The organism is Spiroplasma eriocheiris (assembly GCF_001029265.1).
GTDB classification, from domain to species: Bacteria; Bacillota_I; Bacilli_A; order Mycoplasmatales; family Mycoplasmataceae; genus Spiroplasma; species Spiroplasma eriocheiris.
Window position 1 is genome coordinate 883,546 of sequence record NZ_CP011856.1, and the last position, 20,755, is coordinate 904,300.

The 20,755-nt window shown below is 31.3% G+C and carries 19 protein-coding genes; 2 read left to right on the forward strand and 17 right to left on the reverse strand.

Annotated features, from left to right (window positions below; genetic code table 4):
• Window positions 1-13: 13 nt before the first annotated feature.
• Both SERIO_RS04035 and SERIO_RS04040 read right to left on the reverse strand, forming a co-directional pair.
• Window positions 14-436 (reverse strand): amastin family protein, encoded by a 423-nt coding sequence (locus tag SERIO_RS04035; protein ID WP_047791585.1) that lies wholly within the window; start codon window positions 434-436, stop codon window positions 14-16.
• A 77-nt stretch (window positions 437-513) separates the two neighbouring features.
• Window positions 514-2,169 carry a TcdA/TcdB catalytic glycosyltransferase domain-containing protein gene (locus SERIO_RS04040; protein ID WP_047791586.1) on the reverse strand — a complete coding sequence of 552 codons (1,656 nt, stop codon included), beginning with the start codon at window positions 2,167-2,169 and terminating at the stop codon, window positions 514-516.
• 319 nt (window positions 2,170-2,488) lie between these two features.
• Here SERIO_RS04040 and SERIO_RS04045 point away from each other — a divergent pair, with 319 nt between their 5' ends.
• Entirely contained in the window at window positions 2,489-3,451 is a 963-nt protein-coding gene (locus SERIO_RS04045; RefSeq protein ID WP_047791587.1) for a GMP reductase, read from the forward strand.
• 34 nt (window positions 3,452-3,485) lie between these two features.
• Here the strand turns inward: SERIO_RS04045 and rpsU are convergent, their stop codons facing one another.
• The 7 genes from rpsU to SERIO_RS04080 all read right to left on the reverse strand — a co-directional run bounded on the left by rpsU (window position 3,486) and on the right by SERIO_RS04080 (window position 9,386).
• Entirely contained in the window at window positions 3,486-3,650 is a 165-nt protein-coding gene (rpsU, locus tag SERIO_RS04050; protein WP_025317533.1) for a 30S ribosomal protein S21, read from the reverse strand.
• Between the two features lie 132 nt (window positions 3,651-3,782).
• Entirely contained in the window at window positions 3,783-4,367 is a 585-nt protein-coding gene (locus SERIO_RS04055) for a hypothetical protein (protein WP_053040844.1), read from the reverse strand.
• 62 nt (window positions 4,368-4,429) lie between these two features.
• On the reverse strand, window positions 4,430-5,518 hold the full coding sequence (locus SERIO_RS04060) for a hypothetical protein (RefSeq protein ID WP_053040845.1): 1,089 nt from the start codon (window positions 5,516-5,518) through the stop codon (window positions 4,430-4,432).
• 211 nt (window positions 5,519-5,729) lie between these two features.
• Window positions 5,730-6,524, reverse strand: coding sequence for a Pr6Pr family membrane protein (locus SERIO_RS04065; protein ID WP_047791588.1), 795 nt, complete (start codon window positions 6,522-6,524; stop codon window positions 5,730-5,732).
• Window positions 6,525-6,641: 117 nt separating this feature from the next.
• On the reverse strand, window positions 6,642-7,886 hold the full coding sequence (locus tag SERIO_RS04070) for a replication-associated recombination protein A (protein ID WP_047791589.1): 1,245 nt from the start codon (window positions 7,884-7,886) through the stop codon (window positions 6,642-6,644).
• Window positions 7,887-7,961: 75 nt separating this feature from the next.
• Window positions 7,962-8,345 (reverse strand): hypothetical protein, encoded by a 384-nt coding sequence (locus tag SERIO_RS04075; RefSeq protein ID WP_047791590.1) that lies wholly within the window; start codon window positions 8,343-8,345, stop codon window positions 7,962-7,964.
• A 75-nt stretch (window positions 8,346-8,420) separates the two neighbouring features.
• Complete coding sequence (locus SERIO_RS04080) at window positions 8,421-9,386, reverse strand: L-lactate dehydrogenase (RefSeq protein ID WP_047791591.1); 966 nt, start codon at window positions 9,384-9,386, stop codon at window positions 8,421-8,423.
• Between the two features lie 257 nt (window positions 9,387-9,643).
• On the opposite strand from SERIO_RS04080, the gene SERIO_RS04085 reads away from it, so the two are divergent.
• Window positions 9,644-10,750, forward strand: coding sequence for a GNAT family N-acetyltransferase (locus SERIO_RS04085; protein ID WP_047791592.1), 1,107 nt, complete (start codon window positions 9,644-9,646; stop codon window positions 10,748-10,750).
• A 13-nt stretch (window positions 10,751-10,763) separates the two neighbouring features.
• Here SERIO_RS04085 and SERIO_RS04090 read toward each other — a convergent pair whose 3' ends face one another.
• The 8 genes from SERIO_RS04090 to SERIO_RS04125 all read right to left on the reverse strand — a co-directional run bounded on the left by SERIO_RS04090 (window position 10,764) and on the right by SERIO_RS04125 (window position 20,622).
• Window positions 10,764-12,323, reverse strand: coding sequence for an MATE family efflux transporter (locus tag SERIO_RS04090; protein WP_073797481.1), 1,560 nt, complete (start codon window positions 12,321-12,323; stop codon window positions 10,764-10,766).
• A 261-nt stretch (window positions 12,324-12,584) separates the two neighbouring features.
• Window positions 12,585-13,580 carry an ABC transporter ATP-binding protein gene (locus SERIO_RS04095; protein ID WP_047791593.1) on the reverse strand — a complete coding sequence of 332 codons (996 nt, stop codon included), beginning with the start codon at window positions 13,578-13,580 and terminating at the stop codon, window positions 12,585-12,587.
• Between the two features lies 1 nt (window position 13,581).
• Window positions 13,582-15,621 (reverse strand): ABC transporter permease, encoded by a 2,040-nt coding sequence (locus SERIO_RS04100; protein WP_047791594.1) that lies wholly within the window; start codon window positions 15,619-15,621, stop codon window positions 13,582-13,584.
• A gap of 90 nt (window positions 15,622-15,711) precedes the next feature.
• Window positions 15,712-16,569, reverse strand: a complete 858-nt coding sequence (locus SERIO_RS04105) for an SPE_1075/MLC_0560 family membrane protein (RefSeq protein ID WP_047791595.1) — start codon at window positions 16,567-16,569, stop codon at window positions 15,712-15,714.
• Between the two features lie 69 nt (window positions 16,570-16,638).
• Window positions 16,639-18,009, reverse strand: a complete 1,371-nt coding sequence (locus SERIO_RS04110) for a DEAD/DEAH box helicase (RefSeq protein ID WP_047791596.1) — start codon at window positions 18,007-18,009, stop codon at window positions 16,639-16,641.
• A gap of 125 nt (window positions 18,010-18,134) precedes the next feature.
• Window positions 18,135-18,854, reverse strand: coding sequence for a hypothetical protein (locus SERIO_RS04115; protein ID WP_047791597.1), 720 nt, complete (start codon window positions 18,852-18,854; stop codon window positions 18,135-18,137).
• A 165-nt stretch (window positions 18,855-19,019) separates the two neighbouring features.
• A complete protein-coding gene (locus SERIO_RS04120; RefSeq protein ID WP_053040846.1) occupies window positions 19,020-19,346 on the reverse strand; it encodes a hypothetical protein in 327 nt (108 codons plus the stop codon).
• A gap of 97 nt (window positions 19,347-19,443) precedes the next feature.
• Complete coding sequence (locus SERIO_RS04125) at window positions 19,444-20,622, reverse strand: Vmc-like lipoprotein signal peptide domain-containing protein (protein ID WP_047791598.1); 1,179 nt, start codon at window positions 20,620-20,622, stop codon at window positions 19,444-19,446.
• Window positions 20,623-20,755: the final 133 nt, after the last annotated feature.

Consider the following 20,755-nt stretch of genomic DNA (forward strand, 5'->3'; position numbering starts at 1 on the left):
ATCCCCTCGGGATTTAATCAGAATCTAAATCATCACGTTCTGAACTACCTATTGGCGGATAATTATTAACAGAACTGGGTGCAGGAGGAGGCGATTCAATCGGGACCATTCGCCCACATAAGGTTAAAATTCCGCCAACTAACAATAATAGAATAGGAACTCCCCAGTTAATTCAAGCAAAGGCAATGGCCACAATCGCTAATACAGCACAGGCAATTCGTAATCCATTATGCTTTTTGGTAATTGCCAAAGCCCCAAAAATAATTGCTAAAGTTAGTAAAATTAATGACATAATAACAAAAAACAGAATAATTTGGCCTGCTAAGTTAAAAGTTGATAAACCATCAAATAAAATAACTAAAGAACCTAAAATACACAAACTACTACCAACAAGGATAATAATGATTCCCCCTAAACCAAGTCCATTTAATTTCATGCTTCCGATACTCCTTCCAATAAATTAATTATTAAAGAAAAAAATAAAAAAGCAAGTAATTTTTAAAAAAAATTACTTTAAACATACTCTTGGCGCGCTAACTGATGATATAAATTATTATTGGAATTATCTGGTCAGTTTAAGTTTCCAATCAACATTTGGTTATCATTAATATTATCATATAATAAATTATTATAGCGGAAAAAATTCTTATAAACTTGTAAGCGAATTTTTTCTCCGATAATTTGAGGAATAAATTCATTGGGCATATTTTCGTTAATTTTTTTTAACCAATTAACAAACAGATTAGCAAACGCAAAACTAATAATCTTCGAACCTGTGTGCGAAGTTGCGGTTTTAATATCAGGGATTAAATAATCAAAGCGATAATTAATAAAATTTAAATAATTACTATTTGACTCTTGTAATAATAAATCATGGTAAAAAGAAGATAATGTTTGGTTATTATAACTTAATAAATCATAGGTTTTTTGTTCAATGTATTTATCAATTTCTTGAATTGTTAAAATTAGTCGGTTTAAAAAAACACTATTTTTTTTAGCAATTAAAAATTTATCATTATAAAAATCATTTGGTCCCCCAAACATAATATGATAACCATTGCTAATAATGTAATCTCCCAATGGCACAATTAAATTGTCAAACCCAAAATAATCAATAATTTCACTTAAAATCCGTTCAATATAACTTTCGGAAGTAATCCATGGGGAGGTTGGTTGATGGTGTTTCAAAAAAATTTGCAAATAGCTTTTGCTAATCAAAGTTAGCATTTTCACTGTTCGCTGAGAGTGATAATCTAATAAATCCTGATTATTTAAAAGCATGATAATCTCTCTTTTCAAAATTAACTGTGAACGATCATTATCTTTCAAATTAAGTAAATAACTTGCTAACATTTTTTTATTAAAACTTGGCAAAACATCCCAATCTAAATAAATTCCACCATAAGCCCGTAAAATTAGATAACGTAAACGATTAGAGACCGACTTTATATGTTGTCGCAAATTTAATTCCTTATTTAAAAACCAATAAGTAACCTTCCCACAGCGTAATGTTTCCTCATTAATTTCGCGAATAATTACTTGATTGCTCGTAAATTTTTGTAATTCTTGTTGAGCTTGGTAAAATGATTCTTTAATTTCTTGAATAATCTCCTCAATGCGGAAAGCTAACATTAACTTTTTATTAACTAAGAATTGTTTAACATTTTCGTTAAAACTAACATTACGATGTTTTAAATAATAATTATGGTAAAACTCATTTTGTAATTTAATAATCTTCGCTAAATCATTGTTGGCCGCCTCTTTAATTTTTAAATGTAATAAATTCACTAAACTACTATCAAAATTAGTCCATAAATTAATTTGGTAATCCGGATTATAATAAGTTCATACTTTAATACAATTAGTTTGGCGAGGCTCTAACAAACCATATCAAATATAATGAATGTTCTTTTCATCAGCTTCTAATTTACCATCTTGGCGAATAAAATGATTAATCAATTGAAATAATTGGTTAGTTTCATAATTATCTTTAAACTCGCGAATACATAATAAATGGAGCGCATTTAAATATTGTTCCTGTTCAATAGTAGTTAAAGTATCATAATTATTAAAAAACAAATCAAAGGTTGGGGCAAATTTCTTTAAAAAAGTATCGCTTTGGGTATAAAAAAGTTCGCGGAGTTGGATAATATCTTGATGCAATAACATATACAAAGTTCTCCTTTTATTAATTAGAACCTGTGGTTTCCAAAATAATCTAAATAATCCGTAATAAAAATTATTAATAAACTACCTTCATTCCTTTAAAATATCAGTTACTAAAATAATTACTTAACTTACATTCATAAGTTAACATAAAATAGGAGAAAACAAAATAAGAAATAATTACTAATTTTAAACAATTTTTTTGTTAAAATTACATTTTTTTAAATATTTGCCATCATTATGAAATACCATTCCTAATTAATTAATTTTAATAGTTGCCTTCCCCCCAAACTATGGTAAATTTAATTATGTGAGGTGAAAAATGAAAGCATTTGACTATGAAGATATTCAATTAATTCCCGAAATGTGTGTGGTAGAATCACGGAAAGAATGTGATCCCCGCGTCAAATTAGGAAAACATACCTTTAACTTACCAGTGGTTCCTTCTAACATGGCAACTGTTGTTAACGAAGAATTATGTGAGAAATTGGCCCAACAAAATTACTTTTATATTATGCATCGCTTTAATGTTGACCAGATCGCATTTGTGAAAAAGATGAAACAGCAAGGCTTGATTGCCTCAATTTCAGTTGGGGTCAAAGAAAGCGACTATCAAGTAATTGATAACCTAAAAAAAGAAAATCTTATTCCGGATTATATTACCATTGATATCGCCCATGGCCATGCGTTATCAGTTAAAAAAATGATTGAACATATCCGCAAGAATTTTAAACAAGCAGTCTTTATTATTGCCGGAAATGTCGGGACTCCAAAAGGAGTTCGCGATTTAGAATATTGAGGCGCCGATGCTACCAAAGTTGGAATTGGTCCCGGAAAAGTATGCATTACCAAACTAAAAACCGGATTTGGAAATGGAGGCTGACAACTAGCAGCTGTGAAATGGTGCAGTAAAGGAAGTTCAAAACCAATCATTGCGGATGGTGGTTTACGTGTTAATGGTGATATTGCAAAATCAATCCGAATGGGTGCTACAATGTGCATGATTGGAAGTTTATTTGCGGCCCATCAAGAATCACCGGGGAAATTAGTTGTAGAAAATGGTATTGAATACAAAGAATACTTTGGCTCTGCTAGTGAATATAATAAAGGAGAAAAAAGATATGTCGAAGGAAAAAAAGAATTAATTACCGTTCGTGGCAGTATCTTTGATACCTTAAAAGAAATGACTGAAGACTTACAATCTTCAATTTCCTATGCCGGTGGGCGTGATTTAGAAGCCATTAAAAAAGTTGATTATGTAATTTTAAAAGATAGTAATTTTTAAGAAATTTTAAAAAAAACCAGAAAACTGGTTTTTTTTATCTAAAACTACGGTTTTGTTCTTGCTTGTATCGTCTTTTTTCTTTCTTACTTAAGAAATGTTCTTTACGACGGGCTTCTTTACGGCGCACTGCTGATACTTTGTTAAAACGTTTTAACGCTTTATCTAGCGGTTCGCCATTTTTTACAACAATAGTAGCCATTTTTTCAACTCCTAAAATCTATTTAAATTAACAATTTAATCTTATCATAGATTTTTATTTGTTGAAACACTTTTAAAACTATTTAAACTAAATTATTACTTTTTTTAACATTTAGCGTATTTTAAGAATTCCTTAATTTGATAGCATTGGTAAATAACTCCCAATAATTAGCAAGAGAATTGGAACAATAAACATTATTACTAAAATTGGTCATGCGCCCTTAAAGAACTTCGCATAATCAACATCTGCTAATCCTAAGGCGGCAGGTACCACTCCTGATGCTGGTGATCATAAATTAACTCATCCTAAAGCCATTACAAAGGCCGTAATAACTTGGGGAGCAACTCCCAGGTTATTGGCAACTGGTCCTAAGACGGGGAAAGTGGCATTTGCTAATCCAGAAGTCGAAGAAATTAAGAATGATAATGGTAAATAAATAAAGTATGATACCACCACAATTCCGACTTTTGGTAAGTGACTAAGTCCGCTCGTTAGTCCATTAATAATATGGTGTGACATTCCTGACATTGATAAGGCAACCCCTATTCCAGCGGAAACCCCGACAATTAAGGAAATTCCTAACATTTCCCCACTCCCACTAATAAATTTATCCACAAAATGACGTTCAGTATGTCAAAACATAAATCCAATAATTAATGTCGAAATAAAGAATAAACAAGCCATTTCCGCCATATACCAGGTTCCAATCGCAATCATATTACCAAATATATAGACTCCTGATTTTGTGGTATCAGCTAAGGCGGATAAATAATCAAAACTTAATTGACCTGATAACCGTGACTTGTTAAAAAGTTTTTAAAAGCATCAGTAATTTCATAATGAACCGTTCCATCATAATCGTAGTGCAAAACAAACGCTCCGGAAAAAGTGGCGACTTGATGAGCAGCATCACTAGCATTTTGCGCAGTTACATTAATAAATTCACCATTGGCACTGTCTCAAAATTGTCCCAGACCACCAATGCCATGTAAATGTGCCCAATAAACAAAGTTATTATCAGTGTTCCCATTTCCATTTAGAACACTGGCCAAAACTAAGAAAACATTAATTCCAAACTTATCTCAGGCAATAATACAAAAAATTAGTAAAACAAAAGTTGTAATAAAAATTCCAATTACTCATTTACGTTTACGAGTTAACTCCGGAATTTCCCCCGCTTTAACAAATTTTTGCAAATGTTCATCATAATATTCACCATAAACAGAGTTCTTTTTATCTTTCTTCACCCGGGCGGCATACCAAGTAATAAAAGCAATTAATAATCCCGTTAAAATTACTCACCCAATAAAGCGTCAAATAATTCCATCGGAAATGGCAATTTGGGCCCCATTGGAAACTTTATTAATGGCATCAGCCGCAGTAAATAGTGCAAACGGATCAAGAGTAGCTGCTAAACAACCAACCCCGCTTCCTAGCATAATTACCATAAAAGCAGTTAACCCATCAAAGCCAGCCGCTAATAATAACGGCATCATAAAAGGATAAAACGCCAGGGTTTCTTCACACATTCCGTAGGCTGTTCCCCCTAACGAAAAAATAAAGGTTGCTAAGGGAATAAAATAAATTTCTTTCCCTTTCATCTTCGCTAATAAACGTCCAATCCCGGCTTCTAGCGATTTTGAATCCATCGTTACTTTTAAAAAAGCCCCTATTACTAATAAAAAGACAATTAAATCAGCACGACTAATAAATCCTTTAATTGCTGCATAAAACATATCTAAAATCCCTAATTTATGGTCCGCTGTATTAGGGATTCACGATACAATAATGATGACAACTAAAATCATTAAAATAATCGTAAAATTGGTTGGCATGACCAACTTTTTCTTCTTTTGTGTTGTTAACATATCTTCCTTTCTCCTTAGTGATAACTATCAAAATTTATTAAATATTAGCTGTTGTGTACAAAATAACATCCTATTATTTGTTTTTATTATACCGGATAATTCATAAATGTCTAATTTTTTCTATTTTTAATTAAAAAAGTAAAATTTTTATCATTTTATTATTTAAAAAAAATAAACCTTTAGGAATTAATTTTCCTAAAGGTTAAATCATTTATTGACTTTGTAATTTGGGATAGTATTTACTAGTAACCATTTTATTACTTAAAAAATTGTATAAATACAAACTACCAACAAGAAGACCAATAATAACTGCAACAATGATAAAGAATCACGCCAATCCCGGAATTCCAAAGGTTGGGTCGTGTAAGTTTAAGAAGAAATATGGATATCATGTGTTAGCTAATTCGCCTCCCGCGTGGGGGTCAAAATATGTATAACGATCACCAGAGGCGCGGCGTAATTCACCCCGGACAATTGCATAAAAACAATAAATTAATAAAAATCCAATTATTTTCGCGAGATATTTTTTTAGTAAAATAGTTGATTTAACTGGTTGTTTGTTTTCAAAAAAACAAATAACATAAATTACAAAAACAAGCGGATTAATAATATGGTCAAAAATAGTAGTAATGACATTCCGGGGATCACTTGGAAACCCTTGGGTGGGCACTAGTAAACAATTATAAATAATAAAAGTTATGGTAATATATAACCCAACAGTTAAGGCCACCGGATAAGATAATAGTTTTCGTTTATTTTCCAACTGGTGACAAATTCCAGCATATAAAAACCAGACTAATAACATAATATTAGACCAACCCGTAAAAGTACTGAAAAAATTAATGGTATAGTCATTGTAATCGCCTTTATAAACAATATTAATAGTATAGTTATCAAAATAACCACCAATTAAATTTCAAATTAAAATACTAATCCCAATAATAGCAAATGATAATTTATAACTTTGTTTTCAAATTTGGTTGATTTTCTTAGTTTCTAATAACATTTAAGGCTCCTTTATTAAATTAGATAAAAAAAGTGCTATTTTAAATTAAAATAGCACTTCAATTATCTTAACCAATTTTATTAGAAAAAGCAACTTCTCCATTTTGCAATAATTTTCTTATTTTTTATTTTTAAAAGCTTGGTATAAATCATTTAACCGTTTTTCATAGACACTATGCAATTTAGGTTGGTAATAAACTGTTCCTAACAATTCATTTGGTAAATACTGTTGTTTAACATAGTCATTAGGAAAATCATGGGGGTATTTATAACCTAACTCCCGGTTTAATTTCTTGGCCGATTTATAACTAGCATCCCGCAAATGTAACGGTACTGGATGCACTTTGCCATTCATAACATCTTCATAAGCTTTAAAAGTTGCTAAATAAGCACTATTTGATTTTTCACTTAAACACATTTCAATTACTACTAATCCAAGTGGAATAATTCCTTCCGGCATTCCAATTTGGCGAAAGGAATCAATCGCTGATTTAACATGTAAGGGAATGGCGGGATTTGCTAACCCAATATCTTCATAACTAATAATTAGCATTCTTCGCAATAATGCTTCATAATCTCCACTGGCTAATAACCGGCTAAAATAGTGCAGAGCAGCTTCGACATCACTGCCCCGAATTGATTTTTGAAAGGCTGATTTTAAATCATGGTGTTCATCACCATAGTGAGAATTTAATAAATTAGCAGTTGGGGAAATCGCCTGCACAATATCTAGATTAACTAATTCTTCGGGATATAAATGAATTGCTAATTCTAAAATATTAATGGCAACTCGTAAGTCTCCACTCGCTAAATTACAAATATAACTTAAGGCTTCATCGGTAATATCTATTTTAATATCCTTTGATTTTTGTAAACTTCGTTTTAAACCGTTAAACATTTCAGCAGCCGAAATTGGCTTTAACTCAATAATATTACTTCGGCTGCGAATCGCAGGGTTGATAACAAAAAATGGATTTTCAGTTGTACAAGAAAACATAATTAAATTACCATGTTCTAAATATTGTAAAAGGATATCTTGGCGATCACGATTCATCCGGTGAATTTCTTCTAGAACTATAATGTAACGATCATAATTTTGTGCTTTTTTAATGATTTTTTCTAAATCACTTTTTTTATCAATCGCAGCATTAAAAATACTATGTTCAATTTTTAAATCATTGGCTAAGGCTAATGCAATACTAGTTTTACCAATGCCAGGATTACCATAAAAAATTAAAGAACTAACAAAATTATTTTTAATCATCCGGGATAAAATTCCATTTTGATCATTAATCAAATGTTCTTGACCAATTACATCTTCTAATGATTGTGGTCGTCATAAAAATGATAATGGCTGTTGCATCCTTTTCACCTCATTTATCTACCTTAAATTATAATAGTTTTCTTGTTAATAACAATAAGGTAAAAAGAAAAAACCTTATCGACTAGTTTGATCGTTTGCTTTGGAAGCAGCAATTTGATTTATTTGCTCATTATTTGATTTATATTTTTCCCCATTTTTTATTTTTTTATCTAATAAAGAGGCTGATGATTTATTTATATTATTTATGTCTTTATTTTTAAAAAGATCTTGATTAGGAGCATTTTCCCCATAATAGTCCCGTTGATAAACGTCTCATTTTTCTTTTTCCATTTTGCCCCATTCCTCTGTGACCTCTCTTTCATAAGGTTGGTATCTAATATCAAAACAAACATATAAAAATCAATGAAAAAAGCTTCGTTTTCAATAATAATTTTTTCATAACTTTCATTTATCTTTTTTTCATTGTGGTACCGATGGTTTCGATTTTTTCTTAAACATTTTTTTCACCCTCTTAATTAAAAAAATGTCATCAATTTTTGTTGATGACATTTTAAATGTTCTATTTTTATTATACTAAATTTCGTATTTAATATCAATTGCTTCAAACGCCTTTTTAACTGTTTCTTTAATAGTTTGACATGAGCGGTCAAATTCTTTTTGTTCTTCACTATTAATATGTAAGGTAATGATTCGACTTCATCCATTTTGGTTAACAATTGCCGGAACACCAATGTAAATTCCTTTTTGACCATATTCACCATCTAAATAAGCACCAATTAATAATGCCGCGTTTTCCCCACGCATAATAGCACGCGCAATATATGCTAACGCCACTCCAATCCCATAAAAAGTTGATTTTTTCTTTTCAATAATTTTATAAGCCATATTAACTGCTTCTTCCCGGCATCATTCTAATTCTGCGCGGGTAATTTTGCCATCTTCAATGTAGTCACTAATACGTTTCCCCATAATTGTCCCGGCACTTCATGGCACAATTGAAGAGTCTCCATGTTCACCTAAAATATAAGTATGAACAGAAGATGGGTGCACATTTAATTTGGCTCCCACTAACCGACGTAAGCGTGAAGAATCTAAAATAGTTCCTGACCCTAACACCCGATGGTGATCATAACCAGTTACTTGTTGATAAACAATTGTCATCACATCAACAGGATTTGAAGCAACAATTGTAATCCCGCTAAATCCTGATGCTTTAATCTGCAAAGCAATATCTTTCATAATCCGTGCATTATCGGCAACCATATCTAATCTGGTTTCTCCTGGCCGTTGGGGGCGACCAGCGGTAATCACAATAATATCAGCATCTTTACAATCAGGATAATCCCCTGCTTCGACACTAACAAATTGTTTTTCTAATACTGCATTACAATCAGCAAAATCAAGGGCATTTCCTTCCGCCAAGTCATGATTAATATCAATTAAAACATATTCTTGCGCTAATCCTTGGTTAATTGAAGCATATAAGAATGAAGTTCCAACGCTACCACACCCTACTAATACAATTTTACGATTTTTCATTATTTATTCTCCTTATTTATTGAATAGTTTTTCTTAATAACCTAATTTATGTTTCCATTATTGTCTCATCTCATTTTTATTTTATAATAACTTTTTAAAATAAGATACCTTTTTTAAATAAAAAATTGTAAAAACAATTGGCAAATTAGTTACCAAACAGGTAAATAACCATTAATTTTCAATTTATTTTTTGCAAAAACATTTTATAATATGTATGTAGAACTTTATGAACAATAAGGGAAAAGAGAGTAGTTCACATGAAAAGAAAATATCGTCAGAACCGTAAGATTAAAAAAATATTTAAATTTAAAGGCCAGTATGAGGCCACCACCCTCGCACAAAATTTTGTACGTTATGTCACTGATCCTTTTCGGGAAGAAGGTGGCTATGATATTATTGATGTTGAAAATGAAATTTATCAAACAGAAATTACCACTGAAGAAGGCAATTCCTATACCGTGGCAATTAGTACACAATTTGATTATGAAGAAGATAGCGAAAAAATTAAAGAAATTACCAAATACCAAGTTGATAATGACCTTGACTTTATTTTATATACCATTGGTGATCACCATGACGAGCAAGAAACAGACTTTTTAGAAAGTTTAGGTCTCGTATTAAATGAGCAATTAATTGGAATGGTCTTTGACTTGAAACGGTGAAAAAAAGGACGTAAAAAAATCCCACCGAATATTAAATTCCGTCGGGTAAATGATAATAAACGCTTAAAAGATTTTAGTATTATTTTAAAAAGCGCCTTTGGTCCAAAAAGTTGGGATTATGCTTTTTACAAGACCTTATTAAAATTAAATAAGGATGAAACAATTTGTCAAATTGACTTGTTATATAAAAATAACCAGCCAGCAGGAACCGGAAATATCTATTTTGAAAAAGAAATTGCCATTATTGATGATATTGCGACTCATCAAAACTTTCGCCACCAGGGGTTAGCAAAATTAATGATTGACCATCTCTTAACAACCGCTTGAAATAATGACTATGATTTAGTCGGTTTAATTGCCACCCCCGAAGGGTTTAATATGTATCGTAAACTAGGTTTTCGCCCAATTAAATTATATCTAAACGAATATGTTGCCAGAAGTCAAACTAATAATCTTGAACAAATTGCCAAAAAAATTAGTCGGGGTAAAATGAAAAGCTTGCAAAATGTTAATTATCAACAATTAATCAGCCAAGTTGGGAATAAAAAATGCCATCGTTGTCAAAACATCATTAATGATCCGGAATATTTAATGGCTTATCGCTTAACTAATGACTTTGAAATTAATGTTTACCACCAAAATTGTTATAAATTAAATGCAAAAGATAAGTGAGTTATTATGGTGAATCAAAAACAATCGTAACCAAGATTAGAAGTTACGATTGTTTTTTAGTAGGTGGCGTGGTTTGTTCTTTGGCAGCTGTTACTTCCGTTTTTGATAAATGTTCTAAACTATCCTTAAAAGTTTCTTCGTTAATACTTGTTGAGCGAAAATCATCGGGTAAATCAACTAATTTCTGACGGTATTTAAACCAATAATGGACAAGAATTGGAACAATAATACAAGATGAAATTAAATCATTTAAACCAATAAACACAAAGAAGTAAATGGGGTTTCCGGTAGCCATACTTACAGCATAACCAATTCCAATTAATGGTAAAATTACTAAGAAAGTTCGTAAACTACTTGTAAAAGTTCCTAACATTGATTTATTAATTCCTTGAAATAAAGTTAACGCAATATAAGTAAAGGCACAACAAGGATAAGTCATAAAGTTAATTACTATTCACCATCGATACTGGGGAACATATTCTTTGGGAAAGGCAAAGGCTTGCATCATTAAACCACCAAAGCAAATAAAGACCACGAGCATTAAGGTAAACCAAATAATAATTAAAATACTTACCCGTTTTAGCACCTGTCAAATCCGGTTATATTTTTTCGCCCCATAGTTATAAGCAATAATTGAACGAGCTCCTTGGGTTAAACCAATCCCCGCCGATAAAACAATTGTCATTCATGGGGTAATCGAAGAATATAATTCCTGTAAAATCGAAATCCCATTATTATAACTTTGGTTTGGTAATTGAACAACTAAAGTTGTTAAAGCGAACGAAGTAATCACTAACGCCGCATTATTAATAAAATTTGGTAACCCTGCTTTCATAAACGCCACAATATTTTGTCATTTCAAAAATAGCATGTCTTTTCAACCAAATTTCAAATAACTACCTTTAACCCCAAAAACAATAATTAAACCCCAAATAATTTGGACTAGTCAAGCAAAAACAGTTCCCATCATTGCCCCGGATAATTGTAAGTGACATACGTGCATAAAGAAAATCCCAGCTCCACAGTTAACTAGCAATGATGACACAATCATAAGAACCACCCACAGCATTTTTCCTTCGCTACGCAACATTGACATAAAAAAATAACTTAAAAACATTAAAGGAGCAGCGGCTAATAACGGAATTGTATAAGTTCAACATAAATGTTCAGTAATAACATTATAATGACTGCCCATTTGCGAAGTAATAAAAACGGCATTTCAACCTGGATAAACAATACAAAAAACACCAAACGCCGTGATACAAGAAAATAAGATTGTTGAAGTAAAACCATTTCCTGATAACTCTTTCATTTTAGTAATATTACGTCGACCATAAGCCATTGAAAAGTTCATCGCTGCTCCCATCCCCATCATGACACTAAAAGCCCATTGCAAATTATAAGTTTGACTTGCATATTGCGTGGCAATATTAATATATGATTGCATTTCTTTTAAGGGAATTTCAGTTACAATTTGAGAACCAGTAAAATGATTTAGCGCGTTATAAGCATCAACATAAAATGGGTCTTTCATTGCGTCCGGAGCGGCAAATTGTAAGGCTAATGTTTTATCAATGATATTATAAAAACCTTGGATGATCATCAATAAAACAGTAGGAATACAAAAATACGCAATAGTTAATCATGGTTTGGCATACCGTAATTTTTTTCACGCGCAGTTAAAATAACTGTTGTCATAGTGTCTCCTCTCTATTTTATTTTTTACGATAAAAACAGTTAATGATATTTAATAAGACTACCCACTAGTTCTTACTAAACATTAACAATATTATAGTCCAAAAAAATAAAAAAGGTGGGGAAAATAATTTTTTTCTAATTATTTTCTCCCCCCGATTAGCATTCCCTATTCGCCCGGTTGCAGTAACGCAGAAGCTTTTCCAAAATCACGGTTGACCGAAAAGACCACCCGATCATAAATTTCAGAAATATTAGTAATATACGGTTGAATTTGGGTTAAAACAATTCGCTTTTCCATTGCATTATAAGCAATTGTTTTAATATCATCATTTTGTTTTGGTAAGTGAATAATTAATGAATCTGGAGTTTTATTAATTATCTTATAATTATAACGTTCAACAATAGCAGTTAAATCACTTAGCATCACTGGTTCCATTACAGTAAACTGATAATAATTATGGGTTGCATTAATAACTTCCCCCGCATAAACTACTTTTCCATAATTTAAAATTGTAATCTCATCAGCAATTCCTTGTAATTCAGTTAGAATATGGGAACAAATTAAAATTGTTTTACCCTCTTCGCGGACACGTAATAAATCATTAAATAATTCCTGACGAGCAGTCGGATCTAAGTTGGCTGCTGGTTCATCTAAAATCAAGACATCCGGGTTAGTAATTAAAGCTTGGGCTAATAACACTTTCTTTTTCATCCCACTTGAAAAATTATTAGGGTTTTTCTTGCGTAATTTTCATAAGTTTAAATTTTCTAAAATTTTTTCCGCACGAGTTTTGGCTTGACGATATTTTAACCCCCGTAAAAAACTCATCTCTACTAAATATTGATAAACATTTAAATGTTTTGGAAAACGAGCATTTTCCGGAATATAACCAATAATTCGTTTAGCGGGAGTCGAAGCAGATTTCATCCCATGAATAAATAGTTTTCCTTCGGTTGGAATAATGGCCCCGATAATTGATTTAATAGTTGTTGTTTTTCCTGAACCATTAGGTCCAATAAACCCGTGAATTTTTCCCTTGCTAACAGTCATCTCAATATTATCAACAGCTTTAAAATCTTTAAATTTTTTGGTAAAATGGCGAATTTCAATTGCCAAATCAGGATCAGCTACGATTTTATTTGTAACATCTCTTTTTTTCATATTAGACAAAGTCCTTTCTACATACCCTTCAAATTACTAATCCTGCTAATCCTAAGGAAATGAACACATAAGCCGCATACATTCCTCCTAAACTATCAATTGTTTGGGCTTGGTTAAAATCACCAGCGATGTAGTATAAAGTATAATCAATAGCATTATTTTGATAATTAACTTCTTTCACAGTTGGGGTAATATAGTTATTTAAGGGTAAAAACATTCCTGACAATGGTCAATTTTCAACCGGGCGATCATTTCCCGTTCACATAATTACTCATTGTTGTCAAATATTTAAATATCCCATTAATTTATAATTTACAATTGCCCCATCAATGTCACTTTTTGTAGCAGTTCAAGCATCCGGTGAACTATCTAAATCATTCTGATCACCATTATAAATACTTGTTAATGTATAGTTAAATAATAAATTGGCAAATTTATAAACTGCTGAATATAGTCCATTAACTAAATAAGCCGCCGGTTGTTGATAACTATGACTATCATAATTTTCTTGAACTAAATTTTTAATATCATCAATTAAAGCAGTCCCCCCGGGAGCAGAAGGTGAAATTGCGCTTGTTAAGGCATTGCTTAATAATTGACTTCAACTAGTTCCAGAATTACTACTATTCGGAGTTCCATACACCATACTTGATACTGTTGCTAGTGAATTATTTAAGAGTTTACTATCATAAGTTGCTTTTAAGAAATGATAAATTTCTTTGTCTTGGGAAGTTGATAATAAATCAGGGTTAATAGCACTTGGAATCACCGAAGTTGATTCTCCTTTTACTTGCGTATCATTTTTAATCGTGATTGTGGGCGATCCGCTCGTTGTTTTTAACGCTGCTTGGTAAAACTGATTAATTAAATTAAGACCTTCATTAAGGTTATTATTAATTTCAACTGTTTTGCTAATATTATTGACAATGTTAAAATTAGCCCCGTCAAGAATAATTCCTCCGTTGTGATCATTAAATTGCCCAAATTTAACTAAATCAATATACTTGTTTCCTTGGCTAATAACTCACATATAAAAATTATTTCAGTTATCATAATTCGTTGTGGTAGCCACATATTCGGTTAGCGCATTGTTTAGTTGCGTTGCAAAAGTTGTTGCGTTAAGATTAGGTGCTAAACTATAGCTGTGATTATCATAAACTCCTCGTAAGTTATCATTAAAACTCAAGCGGGCATTTGGTGTATCGTCAGCTGTTCATAATGGTCATCCGGTTGGGTTTGTTAGCGCTGTTACTAATTGCTTACTTGGATGGGTCTTTGCAATGATTGTCTTAAAATTTTTCCCCAGGTTACTTGTATTATTTAAATACATATTACTACGCGAATTATTAGAAGCATTATAAATCATCGGAATAATTGCTCCAATAATTGATAAAAACCCAATTACAAATAAAATCCCGATGACCCCTTTTGAATTTAGGGATAACGATAATAAAATAGCAATTGTTGATAATAATAATTGGACAATAAAACTGGTTAAGATCATATAGCCAACACGCCCCAGCGCATAATTACCAAAGGCATAACCCCAATCCCCACAAGCCATACTAATTAAAATAGGAAATAATAAAGTAATCACGGCATATAATAAACAAGTTAATTGTAAAGCCAACCATTTTTCAAAAATCATTTTTACCCGTGAAATGGGAATCGAAGCAAAGATTAATAAGGTTCCATCATCCATTTCATCGCGAATAATTTGGGTTGATTTAAAGGCAATATACATTGCACAAAAAGTAAAGTAAATAATGTAAAAAATTCACGAATATAATACATAATTCTCCGAAATTGTGACTGTTCAATCACGAGCATCACGAATAATATTAGCAGCAATTGAAATTACCATAATTAAATGAAGTAAAAATGTTAAAATAAACATTACATAGGTTGAGGGTGATTTTAACATTTTGATCAATGTATAACGAAACATTTTTAAATTAAAAATGTCTTGTAGTTTTTCCTTAGTTTTTTCGCGGTTTCATAGTTGTTTAATAGTTTGCGAACTATTAGGATTATTAGTCATATAACTCCTCCGTTTCTAAACTTATTATTTAATTATAAATTAAAACCAAGTCATTCCCAAAAATATTTTAAAAAGAAAAACAATGAGTACCTACTCATTGTTTTCATTAATCACGACTACTGGTTTGGTTAAACGCTCTAGCTTAATAAACTTATGCATGTAAGTTAGAATTACCCCAATAATTGGCCCTGAAATAAATGTCATAAAGATTGTTCCAAATCCTAAGTAATTACTAAAAAAAGCAAGTTTTAAATCTCATGATCATGAGCAGGCGAGAATTAAAATAATTCCGACCAAGGCTAAGCATAAATCAGCAATTACCCGGGTTAATTTATAATTCATTTTGGTTAACCGGTGGAGTTCCATTGATAAGGCATTATATGGTCCAAATAGCATATTAGCATATACTGCAAACGCAATCCCAAAGCAATAAATTATAAACGCCGCCATAAAGATTCAGGTGCGTTCTAAAATTCCCATGTGACTAATCCGATCACCAACCGCACCGCCTAAAAATAAAAGGTTTAACTGTACAAAATAAGCTCAGACAAATAAGGGAATTAAATCTAAAACCGTATAGACAATTCCTTCCATAATTACATTATTATCTTTAGTGTGGCGATATTTAATAATAACATTGATAATGCGCATAATTGTCGCCACCCCAAACATACAAACATAAAAAATCATTAAAAAATATGAATAATGGCTTAGTTCATCGGGACCTAGCGCCCCTTTATTTTCATCAGTTTTTGTAATATTAATTAACACACCTAAAAAAGCAAAGTTTGTAATATCAACTTGCGAAGCGCCAACTCTGGTGTTCATATAAAGGGCAATTCCTAGTCCAAATAAGTAAACTCCAACAATATAGATTACAAACCGGATTAAAATAGTTCGTCAGTTGTTTTTTCAATTTATTATTTCTCTTTTAAAATATAGTTGCATAATTTAACAATGCTGCCTCCTTAAAATATAAATATTTCCGCAGTAAGAATATGACAAGATTATCTTAACCTATTTATCATACAATTTCAAACTTCTTTCCTTAGCTTTTTGTTTTTTTATTTTTTTAATTGAGGCTTTAATATGTTCACGGCGCGTTTTCCGTTTTAATTCAGCAATTTCTGCTTTCCGTTTTTTCTTATACCCGGGTTTTACTTTTTTTTGATTATTTTTTGTGGGGTATTTGTTAATAATTTTATTAATTTCATGGTTTGGTTCGGATGATGATTTTTTTGCCATCGAACTTAAATTAGCAACCACCAAGTCATTCCCCCACCACTTCATAATTTGGAATTCAATTCCCTTGCTTTTTAATTGGTTAACTAAGTTCAAATTTTTAGTATCATATAAAACATAACTATAGCCATGGTAATTAGCCCGACCAGTTCGTCCACTACGGTGAATATAATATTCTAAATCTGTTGGTAAATCAATGGAAATTACATGGCTAACCCCATCCAGATCAAGCCCTCGGGCAGCAACATCACTGGCAATAATATATTTAAATTCCAAATTCTTAATACGCTTAATCGTTTGCATGCGAGTACGGGGTGGTAATCCAGCATGGAGTTGGGTTACTTGGTAATTATTTTTTAATAATAAATCATAGTATTGTTCAATCATTTCTTTTTTATTAACAAAGATAATACATAAGTACGGGTTAAGCGTTGCTAATAATTTTAATAAAACGCTTGATCGTTCTTGGTGTTTAGTGGGGATTAAAATATGTTCAATGTTCTGGTTAGTTGCCAAGTTATCGTTAATTTCAATTAACTGAGGGTTAGTTAAATATTTTAGTAAAAAAGGCCGAAGACCAGGAGCAATTGTGGCCGAAAAAACCGAAATTTTAACATCTGGACTAACTTTACTTAAAACAAAATCAACATCTTCAATAAATCCTAAATCAAAAATCATGTCACATTCATCAATAATAAAAGTTGTGAGCTTCCTAAAATTAAGTGCTTGGTGATTAAATAAATCTTTTAACCTTGTTGGGGTTCCCACAATAATTTGGGGTTGGTGCTTAGTAAGCTGGTCAATTTGACGGTTAATATCCTCTCCCCCAATATAATAACCAGTTTTTAACGCTGGATTATACGTTTTAAAAAAACGAATGTTTTCATAAATTTGTTTTGCTAATTCTCGTGTTGGCGCAACAATTACGCTTTGAAGTGCGGAATTATTATAATCTAAATTATTTAAAATTGGCAAAATAAAGGCATGTGTCTTTCCCGTTCCAGTGTGTGATTTACAAATAACATTTTGGTATTTTAATAAATACGGAATTACTTGTTGCTGGACGGGAGTAGGACTGTTAAACCCTAACGCTGTAATTCCGGTCATCAGAAATTTTTTTAAACCAAAATCAGTAAAATTATTCATTGCTATCACTCACTTTCAAACCTATGCTATTATAACATATTTTATTTTAAAGTTTTTACTATAATATGTAATATTAATGGATTAAACAATAAAAAAGATATTTAAATAAATTAAATATCATCCTTTTATACCTGTGGTTTTAAATTTTTAACATTTGGTTGTTTTTGATAACGTTCTTGGTGAAGTTCTTTTTGGTGATCAAACTCTTTTTGGGCAGCACTAACATTTTTGTCTCAGTAATCAATTGTTCGTTGTAAATCAGTTTGGGGAGCAACACCGTGTTTAATTTCGGTTTTAATTTTTTTGATTGCTTTTTTACTTTTTTTAGTATTTTTTTTAAGAGCTTTCCGTGCGTCAATATATTCAATTGAATAAGGGCGAGTCATTGCTTTAACCATTCTAACAGTAACATATGAAGATAATAAAATTAAAACCGGTACCGCTACTAACAGCGCAACCATAATCCCGCCGGTTACTTGGGCAAAATTAGTTCCGTTTGCTAATTCATAATCTTCTGGTCATTGGATAACACCACTCGCATCACTATGTCCCTGAACTCAAGTTTTTAAATCAAACCATTGGTCATTTACTTCAATATTAGAAGTATATCCTCAAATAAATGACCCTGATTGGGCTAAACTCATTACTTTTCCTAATCCTAATTTACCAATTAATTGGTAACCACTACCACTAAATTCTTTAATATCATTAATATTAGCGGGAATATCCTTGCCATCCCAATAGTATCCTTCATAATGTTTGCCAAGAACGGCCAAGGTCGCAATTAAGATGATGACCGTGGTTATTCACATCAAACTAATACTTCATTTTCCAAATGATTTCATATATTTTTCCCCTCTTTTCATATAACAACTTTATTATAGACCTATTTCTTAAAAACCTTAATATTATATTTCTAAATTTTTAGCAATATATTAGTAAGATATTTAAGGAATAGCAATGACTAACAAAAATTAGTTATTGCTATTGTGTTTCCTTAGTTTTGATAATTACTTACTTTTTTTATTTTTACTCGCACTTTTTTGTGCTTTTGATACTGGTTTATCTTTTCCCAGCTGTTTTTTAGTTGCAGTGGCTGCGTTTTTTTCCATTAATGTTTTGGCATTTGTTATTACTGCTCCTGCGCTACCGTCTTTTCCTCGATAGTCTTTTGCTGTTTTAATATAAAAATCGCCCATTGAACGACCAATTGCCCGTTTCATTGCCGGAGTTGATGATCCGATTGCTTGCTGTCTAATTTCATTTCATTTTGTCTCAATCTCTCTTTGACGTTGAACTTTTAATTTTGTAGACCTGCTCTCTCCATTTGACGCCATGTAGTTTTAGTCTCCTTTCATGCGTAAATACGTATAATATTATTATACCTTTTTTGCTTAATAACCAAAAATATTTTGCAAGATAATGAAAATTATCTTACTCTTGATAAACTAGTGGTAAGGTTATTTTAAAAATACTACTTTGGCACTGATCATTAAGTTTACTAGTGCCATATATTTTAAAGTAAAAATCTCTCTGCACCGGAAGTGTTAAGTCAAATGTTTCACTCCCGAAGCTAGTTCCTTTTTTGTCATTATAAATTTCATAATCATATTGGGTTGGAAATCCCCACTGCTGAACTGCTAATTTTCCCATTACCCGGGAAAGAATTTTTTTCAAATCTTGGTAATTAACTCTTGTCAAATTATTGATTTCTCTATAATCCGCAATTTTTATCTTATTTTCTAAATCATTGGGATTATATAAAAAATTAGTAAAATAAGATGTATTTGCTGGAACAACCGTTAAATCTAAGTATCAATAAAGTGGCGATGGCCCATCTGTTGTATAATTCCCATAACGAAAACTAATGGTAATTTTATAAAGACCAGGAGTTTTAAAAAGTTCATTAGTAATATTTTGACCATTGATTTGCATTCGAATTAGCGAAAATTTACTGTTATTATAGATAAAGGCTGGGAAAACACTTTCATTACTTAAATTATATTTCACATAATTTGTTTTTAAAAATACCTCTTCCAACTCCTGAACATTAAAGTTATTTTGTTCAACCACTAATTTAGCATTTCGTGCAAATGGTTGTAATCCCCGATAAATAGCGGCATCCATTGGGTCAATAATGGGAATATTGAATTTAATTGGATTACTAAATTTATCATGGTACTGAAAACTAGCAAATAATGAGTATACTCCAGCGGTTAAAAAAATAAACTCGGTCGCTATTTGATTATTATATTTTAAATTAGCTTGGGTTAATTTTAAACTCATATAATCAAATTCTTCGCCATTCCGATAAATAAGTTTATCAAGTTCATCGCCCACCGCATTTAAAATGGTGTTAATAATATTAGTTAATGATTCACCGACATAAAAACCACCCAAAGGTCCAGTATACACCGACCCAAACTGATGGTGATCAAGGGCATTAATGACAGAATCATATTCTTTCTCATTTTCAACTGGATCTGGATTAGGCTTTGGTTGGGGCGTTGGTAAGGATGAATGAGAGGATGAAGTTGTTGAACAACTAACAGCAAGAGCACTGGTACCAAAGGTTATCATTAAAGTACTTAAAATAGCTATTAATTTTTTCATATTGTTTCCCTCCTCCGATTTTCATATTGAAGTTATTATACCATAGAAAAAAATTAAAAAGAAAGCACTCTCGGCATAATTGTTTGTCGTTCAAACTAAACTTGTTAAATAAAAAAGCATTAAAATTAAATAA